This window comes from Metabacillus sp. B2-18, from assembly GCF_021117275.1.
Classification (GTDB): domain Bacteria; phylum Bacillota; class Bacilli; order Bacillales; family Bacillaceae; genus Metabacillus.
The window spans coordinates 4,791,938-4,808,770 of record NZ_CP088245.1; the positions used below are offsets into that span (position 1 = coordinate 4,791,938).

General features: G+C 37.8%; 16 protein-coding genes. 7 read left to right on the forward strand and 9 right to left on the reverse strand.

What is annotated here, in order from left to right; all coding sequences use genetic code 11:
- Nucleotides 1-45: 45 nt before the first annotated feature.
- From LPC09_RS23955 to LPC09_RS23965, 3 genes are all read right to left on the reverse strand, one after another.
- Complete coding sequence (locus LPC09_RS23955; RefSeq protein WP_231308618.1) at nucleotides 46-1,029, reverse strand: recombinase zinc beta ribbon domain-containing protein; 984 nt, start codon at nucleotides 1,027-1,029, stop codon at nucleotides 46-48.
- 65 nt (nucleotides 1,030-1,094) lie between these two features.
- Complete coding sequence (locus tag LPC09_RS23960; RefSeq protein ID WP_231308619.1) at nucleotides 1,095-2,186, reverse strand: HigA family addiction module antitoxin; 1,092 nt, start codon at nucleotides 2,184-2,186, stop codon at nucleotides 1,095-1,097.
- On the reverse strand, nucleotides 2,176-2,520 hold the full coding sequence (locus LPC09_RS23965; RefSeq protein ID WP_231308620.1) for a type II toxin-antitoxin system RelE/ParE family toxin: 345 nt from the start codon (nucleotides 2,518-2,520) through the stop codon (nucleotides 2,176-2,178). The genes LPC09_RS23960 and LPC09_RS23965 overlap by 11 nt, the downstream gene beginning before the upstream one ends.
- 571 nt (nucleotides 2,521-3,091) lie before the next feature.
- Here LPC09_RS23965 and LPC09_RS23970 point away from each other — a divergent pair.
- Nucleotides 3,092-3,538: a VanZ family protein gene (locus tag LPC09_RS23970; RefSeq protein ID WP_176550982.1), complete on the forward strand. Its 447-nt coding sequence runs from the start codon at nucleotides 3,092-3,094 to the stop codon at nucleotides 3,536-3,538.
- 423 nt (nucleotides 3,539-3,961) lie between these two features.
- On the opposite strand, the gene LPC09_RS23975 is transcribed toward LPC09_RS23970, so the two are convergent.
- From LPC09_RS23975 to LPC09_RS23985, 3 genes are all read right to left on the reverse strand, one after another.
- On the reverse strand, nucleotides 3,962-4,855 hold the full coding sequence (locus tag LPC09_RS23975; RefSeq protein WP_098795695.1) for an ROK family protein: 894 nt from the start codon (nucleotides 4,853-4,855) through the stop codon (nucleotides 3,962-3,964).
- Nucleotides 4,856-5,057: 202 nt separating this feature from the next.
- Nucleotides 5,058-5,405, reverse strand: a complete 348-nt coding sequence (locus LPC09_RS23980; protein ID WP_098795696.1) for a hypothetical protein — start codon at nucleotides 5,403-5,405, stop codon at nucleotides 5,058-5,060.
- Between the two features lie 104 nt (nucleotides 5,406-5,509).
- Entirely contained in the window at nucleotides 5,510-6,556 is a 1,047-nt protein-coding gene (locus tag LPC09_RS23985) for a hypothetical protein (RefSeq protein WP_098795697.1), read from the reverse strand.
- Between the two features lie 217 nt (nucleotides 6,557-6,773).
- Between LPC09_RS23985 and LPC09_RS23990 the strand changes: the two genes are divergently transcribed.
- From LPC09_RS23990 to LPC09_RS24005, 4 genes are all read left to right on the forward strand, one after another.
- Entirely contained in the window at nucleotides 6,774-7,076 is a 303-nt protein-coding gene (locus tag LPC09_RS23990) for a helix-turn-helix domain-containing protein (RefSeq protein WP_098797844.1), read from the forward strand.
- A gap of 44 nt (nucleotides 7,077-7,120) precedes the next feature.
- Nucleotides 7,121-7,990, forward strand: coding sequence for an IS3 family transposase (locus LPC09_RS23995; RefSeq protein ID WP_231308486.1), 870 nt, complete (start codon nucleotides 7,121-7,123; stop codon nucleotides 7,988-7,990).
- 286 nt (nucleotides 7,991-8,276) lie between these two features.
- Nucleotides 8,277-8,750 carry a hypothetical protein gene (locus tag LPC09_RS24000; RefSeq protein WP_231308621.1) on the forward strand — a complete coding sequence of 158 codons (474 nt, stop codon included), beginning with the start codon at nucleotides 8,277-8,279 and terminating at the stop codon, nucleotides 8,748-8,750.
- The gene (locus tag LPC09_RS24005; protein ID WP_231308622.1) at nucleotides 8,747-9,256 is read left to right on the forward strand and encodes a hypothetical protein; all 510 of its coding nucleotides are present in this window, start codon (nucleotides 8,747-8,749) and stop codon (nucleotides 9,254-9,256) included. Before LPC09_RS24000 ends, LPC09_RS24005 begins: the two co-directional genes overlap by 4 nt.
- A gap of 175 nt (nucleotides 9,257-9,431) precedes the next feature.
- Here the strand turns inward: LPC09_RS24005 and LPC09_RS24010 are convergent, their stop codons facing one another.
- The gene (locus LPC09_RS24010) at nucleotides 9,432-9,752 is read right to left on the reverse strand and encodes a hypothetical protein (RefSeq protein WP_231308623.1); all 321 of its coding nucleotides are present in this window, start codon (nucleotides 9,750-9,752) and stop codon (nucleotides 9,432-9,434) included.
- A gap of 826 nt (nucleotides 9,753-10,578) precedes the next feature.
- Between LPC09_RS24010 and LPC09_RS24015 the strand changes: the two genes are divergently transcribed.
- The gene (locus LPC09_RS24015; protein WP_231308624.1) at nucleotides 10,579-12,210 is read left to right on the forward strand and encodes an SWIM zinc finger family protein; all 1,632 of its coding nucleotides are present in this window, start codon (nucleotides 10,579-10,581) and stop codon (nucleotides 12,208-12,210) included.
- On the forward strand, nucleotides 12,203-14,962 hold the full coding sequence (locus LPC09_RS24020; RefSeq protein ID WP_098795701.1) for a DEAD/DEAH box helicase: 2,760 nt from the start codon (nucleotides 12,203-12,205) through the stop codon (nucleotides 14,960-14,962). Before LPC09_RS24015 ends, LPC09_RS24020 begins: the two co-directional genes overlap by 8 nt.
- 203 nt (nucleotides 14,963-15,165) lie before the next feature.
- Here LPC09_RS24020 and LPC09_RS24025 read toward each other — a convergent pair whose 3' ends face one another.
- Nucleotides 15,166-16,038, reverse strand: coding sequence for a DUF6612 family protein (locus LPC09_RS24025; protein WP_331275790.1), 873 nt, complete (start codon nucleotides 16,036-16,038; stop codon nucleotides 15,166-15,168).
- A gap of 264 nt (nucleotides 16,039-16,302) precedes the next feature.
- Complete coding sequence (locus tag LPC09_RS24030; protein WP_098798622.1) at nucleotides 16,303-16,650, reverse strand: single-stranded DNA-binding protein; 348 nt, start codon at nucleotides 16,648-16,650, stop codon at nucleotides 16,303-16,305.
- Between the last annotated feature and the right edge of the window lie 183 nt (nucleotides 16,651-16,833).

A 16,833-nucleotide genomic window follows, 5' to 3' on the forward strand; every position in this document is an offset into this window, starting at 1 on the left:
CACTCAAATGCGATAAAAGTTCAAGGGGTTTATCCTATAATTCTGTCATTCTTCTTCCTTAACTCTTGTAGCTCTAACCTGTCTTGCAATTCCACATTTAAATTCAATGGTTACATCGTAATTTCTGTAAATGATGCCCCGGTGAACCGTTTGCTTGAAAATGTCAGCCCTGAAAGGTTGGTTCTCGGCGCGTTCTTCCAATTCATCCAGATACATCAGTAATTTGCTAAGTTGCTTGGCTAAATGGCGGCTTTCCTGCTGTTTCTCGTTAAGCTCTTCAAGTTCTGCTTGAAGCATTTCTTGTTCATAATATAGATGCCTTATGGTTGCCTCATAAGCCCCACTTACTGAGGAGGTGCTATTATCGGTTAGTTCAACCAAACGTTCATTTATGGTTTCCAGTTTCTCTTCTAGAATTCCAAGCCGCTCTTTTTCTTTAATATTTAGGTCGTACTCGGCTATGACCTCATTTGCTTCTTCTATCACCTGACTTCTGTTCTCTTTCAGTTCATAAATCAAATCCATAAATTCTCTTTCCAATGCTTCTTCCCAAACATGTCGTCCAGAACATTTAATATTGTATTTTTTGGGGTGAATCTTCGCTCTGCATTGCCATGCTGTGTATAGATATTTTTCCCCATTTCTTTCCGAGGTAAGCCTCCGCCTTACAACCGGGCTTCCGCATTCCCCGCAGTAAAAGCTGTTGGAAAAATACGATGTGTTCGAATACACTTGTGCATATTTGCCATCTGGATCCCTCAGCATCTTGCTTCTTCGTTTCATCTCCTGCTGGGCTGCATTCCAATCTTCGTCTGAAATGATAGCTGGGTGATGGTCCTTAATAAAATACTGTCGTTCCGAGCCATCATTACGGATTCTCTTATGGGTAAGAAACGCCGTGAGGCTGAATGGATAAAAATACGCAAAATATATCCCCCCTATAACAATAAAAAAATGCCCACCACGTATTGTGATGAGCAAAATTTGACGAGTTTCTTCTATATTAATAAGAAGTTTTATTTTCTCCATTTAATAGAACTGAATTGAATAATAAAAAATAACCCCTTCCACTTCTATATGGAAAAGGGTTACTTTCAATTGGCCCATTTATAAGATCTTTTTAAACGATTTAACCTTGTTGGATAAGGTATATGTCCATCGTGCTGCAACCTTCCAAGAACAACACCAGGTGCAATATTGACTTCTTCCGCAAATGCTATAATGGCTTGTTCCTTAAAGTCTCTTTTTTTAATAAACTCACTATATTTCTTTGCAGGTATTAAAGTAGTGGATGCAAATAGATCTGCTTCTTCTTCATATTCATCAATGTTGTCTTTAAATTCCAAAAAGGTAATTTTCTTGCTATGCTTTAAAATATGGCCAGCTTCATGAAAAAAGGTAAACCATAAATGGTCGTTTGATTTATATCTAAAACTTAAAATAATTATTGGTTTTTTTCCATTCCATGTTGTAGCCCCACTTACCCTACTACCAGGTGTCTCAGGGACAAATACAACTGCAACTCCAGCCTTGGCGCATATTTCAGTTAACTTAGGAATAAAGCTTTCTGGATCTTCATCTGTTAATAATCTTATCTCTTTTAATGATTCTTTAAACTTTTTCTCATCATAAGGAGCACAATTAATGTTCCTTGCTTCTAGTTCTCCCTTTCGTAACCATACTGCGATTGACTCGGAATTGCTTGGAAAAGCCTCTGTTTTCCTAAATGCAGCCTCTGGTTGGTTAAATACTTCGCCCCATACTTCTTTCCAAGCACTAAAGGACGCGACTCCGAAAAAAGATAGAAGTTCTTTTAATTGTTTCGTTTTATCTTTCTCAGCTTTAACCCAACCATTCTTTACCATGAACTTAACTGGAAACTGGTTCAAGAAATCTAATTGTTCCTTGAGTTGGTCTTCATTCTTTTTTCTAGCTAACATTTGCCGATAGTTGCTCTCTAAATTATTCCAAAAGTCAGCTTCTACTCCAAAAACATGCTCAAATTGTAAAGCTGTTTCTGGAGTCAGTGCAGCCTTTCCTTTTATGATCTCATTAATTAACTTTGGTGTTCTGCCAGTACGTTCTGCAAGTTCAGCCTGAGTCATATCGTAGTGTTCTAATAATTCCTCTAAAGTATCTCCAGGCGGAACAATATAATCCGGATTAAATTGATTTTTATTTGCCATGATAATCAACCCCAACTTCAATAATTTTTATAGCGCTGATGAGCGTACGATCAATACCGCCATCAGATTTCCTAGGAACAGGATCATGATCAGGCACAAAAATAAGACGAAAGGGATGTTTTAAATCAACTGCAAATTGACCAGTTCTATCCTGATCTAGTTCATGTAGCCTAGGAGGGGGTAAATGACTTATCTTGTCAAGACTGCTTGCAGCCCTTAGCTCAAATAGTCTTTGTTGTAGTTTTTTCACAACTTGCTTTTCAAAGTGTTTAGACATTTCTTTTTCATTGTTACATACTTTTTCTATACGTTTGTTCTTGAAAGATATATCCATCTATTTCCCCTGATTAATATTATTAACGTATTACGTTAATTAAAACCTCATTTCTTAATTTTATTATACATTCTTTCAGGATATCTGTAAATGGATATTCGTTTAGCCACTACAGCAACAAAAAAAGCCCACCAAGCGGCATAAGCCAACTCAGTGGGTTCCTTAAATAGTCCTTCAAGATATAAAGTTTTCATTTTCTTCGGTAATGAAACACTTCTCTGGTTCCACCCTTTTCCGGTGCTTTGAATCTTTCCATTTTTCCTTCCTTCATTAATGGTCTTAAAATAACCTGGAAGATGTGCGAATCAGAAATGACCATCCTCTCATTCATAAAACTTACAATCTCTTTAAGATCCTTTGGCTCTTCACAATATACTAACAGCTCCTCCACCTCAGTCGTTCACAGCAGGACGGAAAGCTCTATATAGAGTATAGAAAGAAAGCTATTAAAAGAATATCTTCATAAAATCTATCATTCTTTCACTCTGTGGCATCCAAATTTGGGTGTTTTTTTTCTTTCCTAAGAATAGATAGATCTATTTATGACCATCATCTAGAAGAGGTGATTGGATTGAAAGGTTTACTTGTTTGTTTTGCTATTTTGTTATTATGCTTATTCACTTTTACAGAAAGCTTAAGTCTACTTTTGTCTCAACAAAAGGTTTCGTTTCATTATGAGCCGCATCCTGCTTTTAGCAGTTTTCTTCATAATGATTTGATGAATCTACAGGATCTTACCTATCGTCGGCAGAAGCTTGGGCATTTTAGCTATTTCTTCTTTCTGGCTATCCTTATTTATTGGGCTTGGAGACGTCATTCCTTCGTTTTCATTATGACGTTAGGTGCAGCTTTTCTGACTGAAATTGGACAGCTGTTTTTCTCAAGAAGCGGACGATTGTTGGATGTTGGATATGATATGGCTGGCGTTTGTTTGTTTTATTTATTGTATGGATGCTATCGTGGTGGAAGCTGGTTGTATACGAAAGTGAATGATGAAGTATCGGTGAACAGACAGTGATTGTGGCTGTCTTTTTTGTTTTATTTAAATTTATAGATAAAAATTTAATTATTGATGATGGACTTTGTAAGCGTTTTCATTTATACTATAGGTAATCAGTACTTATACTTATTTTATAAGGAGTGGTCTTAATGGAGCATCAAGAGAATGTGTTTATCGGTATGTTTTGGGGAGCGTTGTTAAGTTTTCCATTATGGGCTGCGTTTTTTCTGTTTTTGAAGGTTCTTTTATAAAAGTTTTACAACTAAATAAATGATACCGATCCAAATAGGAATGGAAATGAGGATTCCCCATAAGCAACCTTTGTAAAAGCGATTTTTTTCATGAATCTTTTCCATTCCGATCACCTTTGTCTATTATTGTCGAATCCTCTTTGTATTATACCATTTTATCTAAGAAAGCCACTCGCTGGAGTGACTTCCTTTACTTCGGTAACAGCCCCGCTCCGATTAAACCTGCTTTTTGATCTAACAGTGCAGGGATTATTATTAAGGTTTCCTTTAAACTCGGATACACATATTCCTTTGTTTTATTGATTAATGGCTCTAAAATTAGTTCCTTCGATTTCATCACACCACCGCCGATGACGATGATCTCTGGATTCACCGTATGAACAATGTTTGCCAAGCCAATTGCTAGGTAGTTGATTGCTTCGTCGAGGATACTCTGTGCTTCTTTGTTGCCCTGCTCTGCCAGTTGGAAAACTCCTTGCGCGCCGTTTGTGATGTTTAGGCGTTCTTGACCGATTCTGCCGATGGCGGTTCCGCTTGCTAGACCTTCGAGCGCACCTTTGTTCAGGCCTGGTCCTTGATAGGCGTCTGGGCTTGGGTTCACAATCATATTGCCAATCTCGCCGCAGCTTCCTTGGGCACCTGAGACGAGCTCGCCGTTTAACACATATCCACCACCGATTCCCGTACTAACTGTGATGAAGAACACACTGCTTGCACCTTTTCCTGCACCAAGTGTGGCTTCGGCAAGGGCAGCTGCGTTTGCGTCGTTTTCTAGTTTTACTGGTAGGTTGGTTTTTTCTTCGAGTAGTTGGACGATCGGGATGTTTACCCAGCCTGGTAGGTTAGGTGGTTCGATAATGATTCCGTCGTGTGGGTTGAGTGGGCCTGGTGAGCCGATGCCGACGGCTTTGATTTTATATGTAGATTTTAGTTTGTTGATGATCTCTGCCATTTGGTTTATGACGTACTCGGGTCCTTTTGCTGCTTCTGTTGATTGACTTTGTTCGTTGATGATTTCTCCTTGCTCATTGAAGACGCCGATGCGCAGGTTTGTGCCGCCGAGGTCGATTCCGATTGTGTGCATGGTTGTGCCTCCTTTTTTCGATATGTTCTATATTTAGTTTACCTGAATGGAAGGTGTATGAAAAGGATTACAAAAAGAAGTAACTACTCTTTAGATGAAGAATAATTACTTCTTTAAAGGTTTTTTTATGTTATGGAGATACTAAGGTGAGGTTATATTCTGTCTTTTACTCAGCTTTATGTATGGTTAGGCTCGTTTGGAGTTATTTCTGTGAAGTTATTTCTTCGAGTTGTTTCTTGATTCTTGACATTTTCTTCTCATCTTCTTCATTTATTGAGGGTGAAGAATTAAATTCAATTTCTTTCATCGTAAAAAAGTTGCTTTTTCTATCATTAACATATTTTTTACGTATTTGGGTCAGGTCTTCCTGTATAGCTGTTTGCTCATCTAAGATGATCGTTACTTTTCTGCCCATTGTTGTTTGGTGTTGCTTTAATCCTGCTAGATCATGTTTCATATCTGATCGTTCTTTCTTCATACCACTTACCTTATCTAATAATGAGGATAGCAAGATATCCATTTTTCTTATTATTCCTTCAACTTGGTCCACTTTTGTTCACCTCCTCTACAATATTTTACAATTTTTCAAGATATTAACTATTATTTTTTTCTTTTTTAACGAAAAAAGCACCCGATATGGATGCTTTTCTCACCTTAATACAGTTGAGAAGGATCAATTTGCTCATATAGTGACGGATCGAAGTTTCCATCGATATTCATTAGTCGATATAGAGCATAATAATTGCCTTCGCCGTAAGAGTAATCTTCATAGAATTGTGCATTTAGAATTTGTCCAGTCGGACTTACAAAGATGATTTCATCAAGAGCATCATCTGTTGGATATGGATTGTAGTAAACATCTCCGTCAAATGCGTCTAGGAATTCAACCGGGAAGCCGTAGCCACCTGCGATATATGTGTGAGCAATAAAGTTCACTGTGTCGTTGCCGCCGTAGTAAACATAAAGATCTTCATCATAATCTGAGTATGGATAAGGATATACATAGGCTAGATATGTGCCACCTTCAAATTCATCAAGATCTTTATAAGTTGGTTGACCGAGTGTAGCGAATGTTTCATTTCTTGTTTGTGAAAGAGTTGCCCCGTTCAGGAGGATGTCTCCTGTTGCTGGGTTGTACGTTAATTTAACTGCTTCTCCATCACCTGCTGTTGATTGGTTAAGCTTGTCACTGAACCAGTTGATGTAAGCTGTTAATTCTTGATTCACTGCAGCCGGAAGAGCTTTGTAGCCTCCTGCTTGTTTAATCGCTACTGCACGTTTTTTCAGCCTGTCTAGCTTTGCATAATCACTTTTCATTTTTGTGAATTCACTATTATAGTAGGAATCCGTGATCACAGCGATTAATCGGTATTGAGAAACCTCATAGATGACGCGCTCTCTCGCTACTTTTGCGACTTTTACATATGTGTCATTTAAGTACTTACGATTTTTAGAGCCAGAAACTTTTCCGATTGCGCGTTCAACCTTTTTGATTTCGGCACTGAATGCATCATATTGCTCATCGATATAGTAAAGATCGCCTTTACTGATTGTTTGGTTGAAAGCATTTGTTTTTTGTAATAGCTTTTTCCCTGCACCTACAGCGTTTGCATAGTTGGTGTCTGTAGCAGCGCTTGAAGTTGTTGGCAGGATTGATGCGGTGAATAAAGTAAGTAAAATTGCCAGAAGTATTTTCTTCATGTTCGGCCTCCGAAGTAGTAGTAAAAACCTACTATAAATGTACTATTCTAGGAGGTTATTAGTCAATTTAAACTTTAATGGTAGATTGTGGGTGGTGGATTGTTGTGTGAACTATTCGACAAAATTCGGGTGGTGCCTGTGCTCGACCCCCTTATAATGGACATATGAATTATAATTAAAGTACGACATATATACATTTTTATTGGGGGGATAAGAGATGGCAAAACAACATAATACTGTCGAAACTAAGTTAAAAGCTGTTCGTAGAGTATTGGAAGATCTTACACCAGTGGCAATTGTGGCTAAAGATTTAGACCTTCATCGTGATACGGTTAATCGATGGGTTAATGCATATAAGAAAAATGGAGAAAAAGGATTAATTAATCCTAAATCTGTTGCCCATTCTTCAACTCAAAAACAAGATGAAAAGATAAGAGAGTTAGAAAAGAAACTTAAAGAAAAAGAACTAGAGAATGAAATCCTAAAAAAGTTCCAGGCCTTTCTCAAGGAGAAAAAATAAACACAAAATATGAGGCAATTACCCACTTGAGAGAGGAATATTCTGTGGTGTTGTTATGTAAGGTTTTAGGGGTATCTAAAAGTGGATATTACGCTTATATTAAACGTCCTAGTAGAAAAATTGGTAAAGGGGATCGTGAAATTTTAAGCCTTATTAAACGTATCTATAATCGTCATCAGGGCACCTATGGTGCTAAACGAATTTCGAAAGTATTGAAGAATAAAGGAATAGTAGTGAATCACAAAAGAGTAGCTCGCTTAATGAAAGTAACAAACTTAAAAGCCAAAGTAAGACGGCCAAAAACAACCAAAGAGTCTAAAGTTCAAGCAGCTGGTTTTGTATATGAAAATATTTTAAAAAGAAATTTCAAAGCAGTTCACCCTAATCAAAAATGGGTAACAGATATGACTGAGGTATGGATTGGGTCACATAAAAGATGTATCTCAGCTATTCTAGACTTATTTAACAGTGAAATTATTGCTTTTGAGATTAGCACAAGTCCAAACACTGAATTAATTGAAGCTACTGTAAAAAAGGCGATGAAAAATAGAAATCTGAAAGATTTAAAAGGCGTAGTCATTCATAGTGATCAAGGAAGTGTCTATAGATCCCTTAGTTACAATGAATTAAGCAAGAATCTACACTTTACTCCGAGTATGTCACGTAAAGCAAATTGTTGGGATAATGCGGTAATAGAGAGCTTTTTTTCCCAACTAAAATCTGAGTTTCCATGTTTTTATCCCACAAATAACATAAAAACAAGTGATACAAACTTTAAAAAATATGTACATTATTACAACGAGGAACGAATTCATACAAGAACCGGTTTTGTTTCTCCAAGTGAATATTATAAGGATTATATCCAAACTAAGAAGCTGGGGCTTTGCGTATCAAACTTCAAAGCAGCAACTTGATATGGAGTGGTGCATGATTGCCTTGTTTGGTATGCCAACCATTAACTAAATGGCTGGCTTTTTGGTGGCAGAATAATGCCCACAGAGGCTCCATGTCAAGTATTAAATAAATCTCAGTTTAAAATTCAAAGGACAATTACATTTCATTTATTTTCCAATTTTGTCGTTTTGTTTTTTGTCTATTTATTGGGGGTTTGACCACTGGCACCACCCTCTATGTATAACCTAACAAATACTGCAAAGAATAAAAAAATACTTTCAAAAATCAAATGCGAGTTGACTACAAATGGAGTTGTTACTGTTATTCAATCTTTCTGTTGTTATGATTCTTACTTTCACGGTCATGAAAAAAGGCTTAAATCCGCTTGAGAACATATTTATGTTTATGGTATTAGAGTTTTTCATTACGAGCTATTTTTCAATTTTATATGTTAATACTAAAGTGTGGGAACTAACGAATGATGTAAGTGGTTTTATTGCTTTTCGACTATTTGAGGTGATTTTACTTCCTTTTGCTTATTTAATTTATTTTAATTTACGATCTGCTATTAGTAAAAAGCTTGGGAGGATAGTATTACTCTTCGTGACTGTTTTCATCACTCTTATTTTAGAGAAAGTACTGGTAATATTGGGCATTATTAAGTATAAAAATTGGGAGTATTACCTTTCATTTCTGCTAATTATTGTATTAATGCTAGTTATTCAGCTATTGCAGGTAACATATAAAAAGCTACTGAAAAAAGAAGGGATATGGACATGAACATTCTTCCACTCCCTAAAGCATTTGATGAAAATGAGTGGTTTATCCTACTTGGGTTAATTATTACCATAGCGATTATTGTTTTCTTACCGAAGAGAATGCCAATAAGTCTGAGTATTATTATGCTTATGTTCGGCTCGATTATTGCAAGGATATTAGATCATCTACTGTCTTCACCTACATTCAACTTATACGATGTGATGGATACAGGGAAATATGATTTTTTCGATATTTTAACGTATCTATTTTACGCACCCTTTTCCTATCTCTTTGTCTATTGTTATGAAAGGTTTCACATTAGGGGATTTGGTGTTCTTTTTTACATTATTGCTTGTTCACTAGCAGGCACCCTATTTGAAGGAATAAGTGTTTATTTCGATGTATTTACTTATAAAGGCTGGGAATTGAAATATTCGTTTAGTGTCTATTTAGTCGTACAGTCACTTACGATCTTGTTATATCGGTACATTACGTTTATCTATTTAAATTTATCTGGAAATAATTGAGAAGATGATGGATGATTGATGTTGTTCTTTCGACAAAATTCGGGTGGTGCCAGGCACCACCCAGCTTATTTTTGGAGTCTCTGTGTGTGCTATTGGATTGTTCTTTGACGTTTTTAACGAGTGTTGTATTTGCTCTTGTGGTTGTTAAGTTCGAAGGTGATTTTGTGGTTACATTTCACGTGAAGTCTATTAATTCAAACTGCTTTTTTAATTTTGCGATTTCCCTTTCATTTTGCACAGTCTTTTCCCAAGTGTGCTCATGATCCAACTCGTTTGAAGAAATTCGACTGCTGATTTCAGTGTGGTGCTTTTCATTTTCCAGTCGTAATCGAGCTATATCTTCCCGTGTTGCTTTTTGGTCCTGTTTCAATTCTGAGATGTCTTGTTTCATTTCCTTAATCTCTTGTCTCGTTTCTAGTTGTTCTCTTTTCATATCACCAACCATCCTAATCAAATTGGCCAGCATGTCTTCCATTCGCTCTAATCGTTCTTCCATTGAATCCACCTCCTTCTCTACAGTATTTTACAATCTTTTTAAGCAGTACGCCATTGGTTGATCGATTTTTACAAAACATTAACAATGACAGTCCTGTATAGACTGCCCACAAGCTTAGCCATTCACCGATCTGCTAGTTGTCTTTTTATATAATATTTCCCGAGTAATATATAAACTAATCATCTTAGCAACACCGTCAAAAGTGTAACCGTCATTTGCCAGCAAAATATTTGAGGTTTGTTTTTCTATTTTGAGAATTCCTCTGCAGATAGACACGTTTCGACATAATCCGGGAAGTGACAGGCACCTCCTCATCCTATTCCGACAAAATCCGGGAAGTGACAGGCACCACCCAACACAAAAAACGAGCACCCTCACCAGGTGCCCGTTTTCTTTATGATGCATATACTTTTCTTATTTGAGAGATTAAGTCTTCTATCATTTCGTTAGTTGTGATATCGGCTTTTGCTTCGCCTTTGTCGTAGGCGCTTAATAGAATTTGTAACAGCTCTTCTTGTTTCAGCTGATTATCCTTCATATTGTATAAGTTTCCTTTCTTTTTTTACAAATTCAGACAATACCAAATCATTATACTTTGATTCTGTGGTGCTGACAAGATGTAATTTATTTGGTTTGCCCGGAGCAAATAAAAGTTTCGAAAGCTGCTTTTCTTTTATGTCCCCGATTCTTTCTCGTACTAAACCTTTTTGATCAATTCATTATGCGTTATAATAGAAGAATTAGGTTTATTTCAATCATTTATCTGTTTAATGTAGTGCAGCTGTGCTTGGGCGCAGTTCTGCTTTAAATGAAAGGAGTCCTCTCTATGCTTGGTCGGGAACTTAGTAAAGAATTTGTACTTGGTGCCGGTGAACAGATTAAACAGTTGCTTTCTCCTCAGGATGAGCATGATCGTAATGTCGTGAAAAAAGGACTCATTTTATATCGTCAAGGTAGTATTTATAATGTGAGCACAACAAGTCACACTGTTTCCGCAAAAGTCCAGGATGTCACGAGTGTTCAGGTTGAGCTTGATTTGGATGATTTTGTGATGAGCACGTGCACTTGTCCGGCTCCTTCAATATGTCGGCACCGTATTGCAGCCTTTCTATATGTATATGCAAGTGTGGACCGAGTCGGTACCTTCGTTGATTTTTGGAAAGAAGAAAAACCGAGCGATGATGTGTTAAAGCATGTACGTAAAGCGAGCTCACTTTTAAAGCCTGAAAAGGAGTATGAAGATTCCTCCCTTGCAAGCTGGATTGCGTTTTTTGATCGTGAGTTTGAGAGCTGGTATGATCAGCTTTCTTCACCAAATCAGCTTTTTCAAAGTCTTTTTCATCATTATTATTCAGCCCTGAAAAAGAAGGCACCGAAGTCTCCTGAGATGAAGCAGTTTTTTATCGTTCAGGCATCTGTGACAGTTTTTATAAAAATCTTGCAGCTAATTAATGAGACGAAGCCAACAGACTATATGTTACAACATATTATTTACCCTTATATTGATCAGCTTTCAGATAATGTGGCGATCGCGATTTCTGAGATGAAACGCTATGCCTTACCGTTTGCCCTTGATCCGCTTTTAGTGGACAGTGTTGAGCGCTTCCGTGAGCTGTTGTTTACGAGCAAGCAATATCAATACGAGCGCTCGAATTTGTATCAACTGCTATGGATTGAACTATTGCGTCGCGATAAGTTTATTAATATCGAACGAGAATGGCTTGAGGAGCATCTTGAAGATGAAAAAAATCACGAGCCTTCGTTTGCGGTGGAAATGGAAACAGCGCTCATGCATATGGATTTTCTTCAATCGCGTGATGAGCACATTTTTGAAACGATGAAAAAGCTTTCACCTTCTGCACTTCCTTTTACCTTTCATTGGGTTGAGGACATCATGAAAAAGAAAAATTGGAAGCGCATGTCTGGGTGGATGTCTTATATGATGGACAATTCAACCGAATACATAAACAGTGATCTTCCTTTTGAGGAAAAACGACAAGTTATCCGTTATATGATGCAGCTTATTAAGCAATATTCAAAAGCTACAAATGATGAAAAGCTGTTTGAACGGGCGTGCCGTAATATGCTTCCGTTGAGTTATGCGGAATATCATGATTTTCTTTTAGATAAAGAGCAGTATCGTACGTGGATTGAACTGCAGACGTTATTAGGTTTTTCAATTGAAGAAATGGATACTTATGTGTTAAGAGATATTGAAAAAAGTGAGCCGGGTGTCCTTTTGCCTCTTTATGTTAAAACGGTTAAGCATGAAATCAGTATGAAGACCCGTGAAAATTATAAAATGGCTGTGCGCTATTTGAAGAGAATGAAATCTCAGTACAAAAAGCTGAAGCGCGAAGAAGTATGGGAAAATTATATTTTGCAGCTATCGGATGAACATAAACGACTACGTGCATTTCAGGAAGAATTGAAGAAAGGGAAGCTGATCCATGATTAATACGATCAATATTGTACTGCATGCAGAGCAAATTGAGAACAATTCGTTTTATGTGTATTGTACATCTGCACACGACGAAAGCCCGCTTACAGTTGAAGAGTTTTCCCGTTATCTTTTCACCTGGCACGAGTCTTCTTTTTTCGGAACAAAATTAGAGGACATTAGCTATATCGGCTTGCCAGCTGTTCAGCTCTCAGCATGGATGATGGTCGAGCTGCTCGGAAAAGAAACGTACAATTCACTTGCGACGATTTCGTTGTCAGAAGATGCAGAGCGCCTTGCCCATGTGGCCCATACGATTTATGACATCATCGCAAATGGTGAGTATGTGCCTGATTTTGAAGGCTGGAAGCAAGGTGTGACACGCTTTAAAGATGCCCGAAATGAGCTCGAAGGCTTTGCTTTGGAATGGTTTTCTGCGGCTATGAACGATCTGATCGAAAATGATTTGATTCTTCATGATGCATGGGCAGATATTGTGAATGCTTATCCTGTATTAACAACGTTTCAAGGACATTTCATCGATGAAGCAGATTTTCTTGAAAAAATCGGTTGGCATCACGATGATACACCATTTACAGTTGGCCTTCGATTAAATGAACCAGAAACGGACACTGATGATTGGCAGCTTGAGATTCTTTTGCGTAGTAAAACGGATGAAGATGATTTGATTCATTATCAAGGCGAGCTGCCGAGAAAGTGGAAGCCTTTCTTAAGCAAGATTGAGCGTGAGCAGGAGCGCTTTTCAGAGGTTGTGCCTTGGTTAAGCTTTCAAACTGGAACCACGTATGTGACTGAAGATGAAGCTTGGTTGTTTTTAACCGATGCGAGTGAGACGCTCATTAATATGGGCGTGGAAATTTTGCTTCCATCATGGTGGCAGGTTGTGAAGGATTCGCAGCTTATGCTCAAGGCCAAGGTATCATCGTCCCCTCGTGGGCAGTCATTTGTTGGCATGAACTCATTGATTGATTTTAACTGGCGCTTTTCAACAAACGGCGTGGAGATGAGTGAAGAGGAATTTCTGCAGCTCGTTTCGCAGCAGCGCCGCCTTGTAAATTTTAGAGGACAGTGGATTAAGCTTGATCCTGCCTTCATTAAACAGGTTCAGGCCATTTTGAAAAAAGCTGATCGAGATGGTTTACATTTGTCTGATATTCTTCATCAGGAGCTGAACGCAAAAGATCTTGACGAAGATCATGATGATGTCGTTGATGCACGTGCATTTGCTAATATTCAAATTGAATTGAATCAGCAGATGAGAGGATTGCTTAGAAAGCTGACCGATACGGAGGAGCTGCCTACACACCAGATACCTGAGGAGTTTCAAGGAACACTTCGCCCTTATCAGCAAAATGGTGTGGATTGGTTGTTGTTTTTACGTAGTGTTGGCTTTGGCGCTTGTCTTGCAGATGATATGGGTCTTGGAAAAACGATTCAGATGATTGCTTATTTTTCTTATGTAAAAGCTACGGAAAAGCCTGAGCATCCTGCGCTCATCATTGCGCCAACCTCAGTGCTTGGTAACTGGCAGAAGGAATTTGAAAAGTTTGCTCCGCACTTGAATGTGAAGCTTCATTACGGACCGAACCGCCCTAAGGAAGAGGGGTTTGCTCCTTCATTACAGGGCTATGATGTGATTATTACTTCATATGGACTGTCACATGCTGATTTCGAGGAAGTTTCAGCTGTTAAGTGGAGTACGATTTGTTTAGATGAGGCGCAAAATATTAAAAATGCGCATACAAAGCAATCGCGGGCAATCCGCAAGCTACGCGGGCAGCATCATATTGCCTTAACAGGAACGCCAATGGAAAACCGCTTAACAGAGCTTTGGTCCATTTACGATTTTCTGAATCATGGTTACTTAGGCAGCTTGCATAGCTTTCATAAACGCTATGTTCTTCCAATTGAAAAAGATCGTGATGTGGAGCAAATTGAACAGCTGCAGCGTTATATTAAGCCGTTTTTATTAAGACGTACAAAACGAGATGAACAGGTTGCGTTGAATTTACCTGAAAAGCAGGAGCAGAAAGAGTATATTCCGCTCTCTATTGAGCAGGCCTCATTGTATGAGCAGCTTGTGAAGGATACATTTGAGCAGGTGAATTCATTGGCTGGTATGCAGCGTAAAGCATTGATTTTGAAGATGCTTGGGAAACTGAAGCAAATTTGTAATCACCCTGCCCTGTATTTAAAGGAACAACAGCCAAAGCAGTTAGTTTCTCGTTCACATAAAATTGAGAAGCTTTTAGAACTTACCACCTCCATCCGTGAGCAACAGGAAAGCTGCTTAATTTTCACGCAATATATCGGCATGGGTGAAATGATGAAAGGGCTGCTGGAAAAGGAATTTGGTGAAAAGGTGTTGTTTTTGAACGGAAGTGTGATGAAATCAGAGCGTGACCGAATGGTTGAATCGTTTCAAAACAAGGACTTTCCGTTTTTAATTCTTTCATTGAAGGCTGGTGGAACAGGACTGAATTTAACAGCCGCCAACCATGTAATCCACTATGATCGCTGGTGGAATCCTGCCGTTGAAAACCAGGCAACAGACCGCGCCTACCGAATTGGTCAGGACCGCTTCGTTCATGTTCATAAACTCATTACAACCGGAACGATTGAGGAAAAAATTGATGAGATGCTCGAGAAAAAGCAATCATTAAATGATGAAATTATCCAGAGTGAGAATTGGATTACAGAGCTTTCTTCTGATGAGCTTGAAGAGCTCTTTACGTTATCGATGAGCTAGGAAGGGGTTTTTTCAGATGGCAACAAAGCAAAAAAGCAAGAAGAAAAATGAAGAAAAAAAGGCCCCACAGTGGCAAAAGCTAGTTACATTAATTGAAAAGAAGGTTTCGAAGTAGAGCGACAGTTTTTTAGCTGTCGTTTTTTTGTTTTTCCGTTACATTCTTTAAATAAAAATGGCTGATCGCTAAGCAATCAGCCATTTTATTACATTTCCATTTCAACCGCGTTATCAATAACCTCTTGAGGAACTTTTACTTCTTCAATTTCATTATAATCAGTGTACGTTCCTTCCATATTTTGCTTCAGTTTAACAGTTTCACCTTCAGCGGTAATTTCCATATCCATTACCGTATTTAGGCTTGTTGGGTAGTATGTTTCTTTGTTGATGTGGATTTCATACTTAATTTCATTGATCTTCATATTATTAAAAACATCTCCACCTGCGTAAAGATCTTGTGGAAGTGTTTGTTCGACTGTTTCTTTAATAAAGTCTGTGAATTTTTCACCTGATGCATTTAATTTTAAAATGAAGTTTTTATCATCTTGCTCAAATGTAAAGTCATCAACAAATTGTTGAAGCTTTTTTAGCTCTTCTGCTGGATTTGTTTCTTGTGTTGATGTTTGCATCAGTTGATCTGACATTTCCTTCGGGAACGTCATCCATTGATTTGTTGATGAGTCAAATACAAAAATTCCATCAGGGGAGAAATATGTTTCAGTTGTATAAGTATTTTCCGCTCCAGCTTCGTTCATGTTCATATCCATTTTTTGATATAGTGTCATTGGATTTGTTACAACCTTCATATCAATGGTTGAATCCATATCAATTTCTTCTGTTTGCTCAGAAGCAGACATTTCTTGAGTCATATCCATTTTAACAGCGAAGCTTTTCACTGATTCTGAAGCTTCCATTGATTTTGTCATTACTTCTTCAAGAGTTAGTTCTGATGTGTTTTCCTTTTTTGTGCTTTCTTCTGTTGGCTCTGCTTCTTCGTTAGTTGTTTTTGCTGTTTGATCACATGCTGCAAGCATAAACATTAATAAAGCGGCAAAAACAACCGATAGTGTTTTTTTCAATTTGTACACTCCTTCTTCCCTTTTATATGTTATACGAATAAGTTCCCAGGAAGTTTCATATTTCTCCCAGAAACTATGGACTATGTGTAATGATAATAGAGATAGAGGGAAAATTCATGGTACAAATTAACGAGTTTTGGACAAAAGATTCCTATCATCAAATTTGCAAAAAAATCGGCTGATCACCTCACAGCAATCAGCCTTAAAAAATGTGGAATTAAGGGGATACCATTGATTCTTTCTCATGAAGAGAACGAGGGAAAATTAAGCTTCTTGCTCGACTAGTTCACGTGGCTTACCACTCATAAAGCGAACAGAATCAGCAACAACTTCTGTAACATAAACACGGGTTTTTTCAGCATTTTCATAGCTTCGTGTTTGGATACGACCTGTGACACCTACGATTGAACCTTTGCGGCAGTAGTTAGCCGTATTCTCAGCAGTTCGTCTCCACACCGTACAATTCACAAAATCTGTTTCAATTTCTCCGGCTGCATTTCGGAAGCTTCGGCTAACAGCAAGTGTGATGTTCGCCACCGGTGCTCCATCAGCTGTGTAGCGAATTTCGGGGTCTTTTGTTAATCTTCCAACCAAAATGATTTGATTGATCACTTCATTCCTCCTTTCCTTTTTTGTACAAGCTTATTGTATTCGATTCCTAAGGATTGGAAAAATGAGTGAAATTGTTTTTTTATTTGCTTCTGTGCTATGAAACTAAATTTTTCTTATAAGGAAATAAATTTTTTAATTTGGTTTTATCTTGATACAACAAAATTCAACAATTTTCTAGTTTTT

Excerpts from the sequence above, each read along its gene's own strand:
- LPC09_RS24005 (WP_231308622.1), top strand. The coding sequence starts at position 8,747 with ATGAACATTCTTCCACTCCCTAAAGCATTTGATGAAAATGAGTGGTTT.
- LPC09_RS24010 (WP_231308623.1), bottom strand. The coding sequence starts at position 9,752 with ATGGAAGAACGATTAGAGCGAATGGAAGACATGCTGGCCAATTTGATT.
- LPC09_RS23955 (WP_231308618.1), bottom strand. The coding sequence starts at position 1,029 with ATGGAGAAAATAAAACTTCTTATTAATATAGAAGAAACTCGTCAAATT.
- LPC09_RS23975 (WP_098795695.1), bottom strand. The coding sequence starts at position 4,855 with ATGCACACAATCGGAATCGACCTCGGCGGCACAAACCTGCGCATCGGC.
- LPC09_RS24020 (WP_098795701.1), top strand. The coding sequence starts at position 12,203 with ATGATTAATACGATCAATATTGTACTGCATGCAGAGCAAATTGAGAAC.
- LPC09_RS23965 (WP_231308620.1), bottom strand. The coding sequence starts at position 2,520 with ATGGATATATCTTTCAAGAACAAACGTATAGAAAAAGTATGTAACAAT.
- LPC09_RS24015 (WP_231308624.1), top strand. The coding sequence starts at position 10,579 with ATGCTTGGTCGGGAACTTAGTAAAGAATTTGTACTTGGTGCCGGTGAA.
- LPC09_RS24000 (WP_231308621.1), top strand. The coding sequence starts at position 8,277 with ATGGAGTTGTTACTGTTATTCAATCTTTCTGTTGTTATGATTCTTACT.
- LPC09_RS23990 (WP_098797844.1), top strand. The coding sequence starts at position 6,774 with ATGGCAAAACAACATAATACTGTCGAAACTAAGTTAAAAGCTGTTCGT.
- LPC09_RS23960 (WP_231308619.1), bottom strand. The coding sequence starts at position 2,186 with ATGGCAAATAAAAATCAATTTAATCCGGATTATATTGTTCCGCCTGGA.
- LPC09_RS23985 (WP_098795697.1), bottom strand. The coding sequence starts at position 6,556 with ATGAAGAAAATACTTCTGGCAATTTTACTTACTTTATTCACCGCATCA.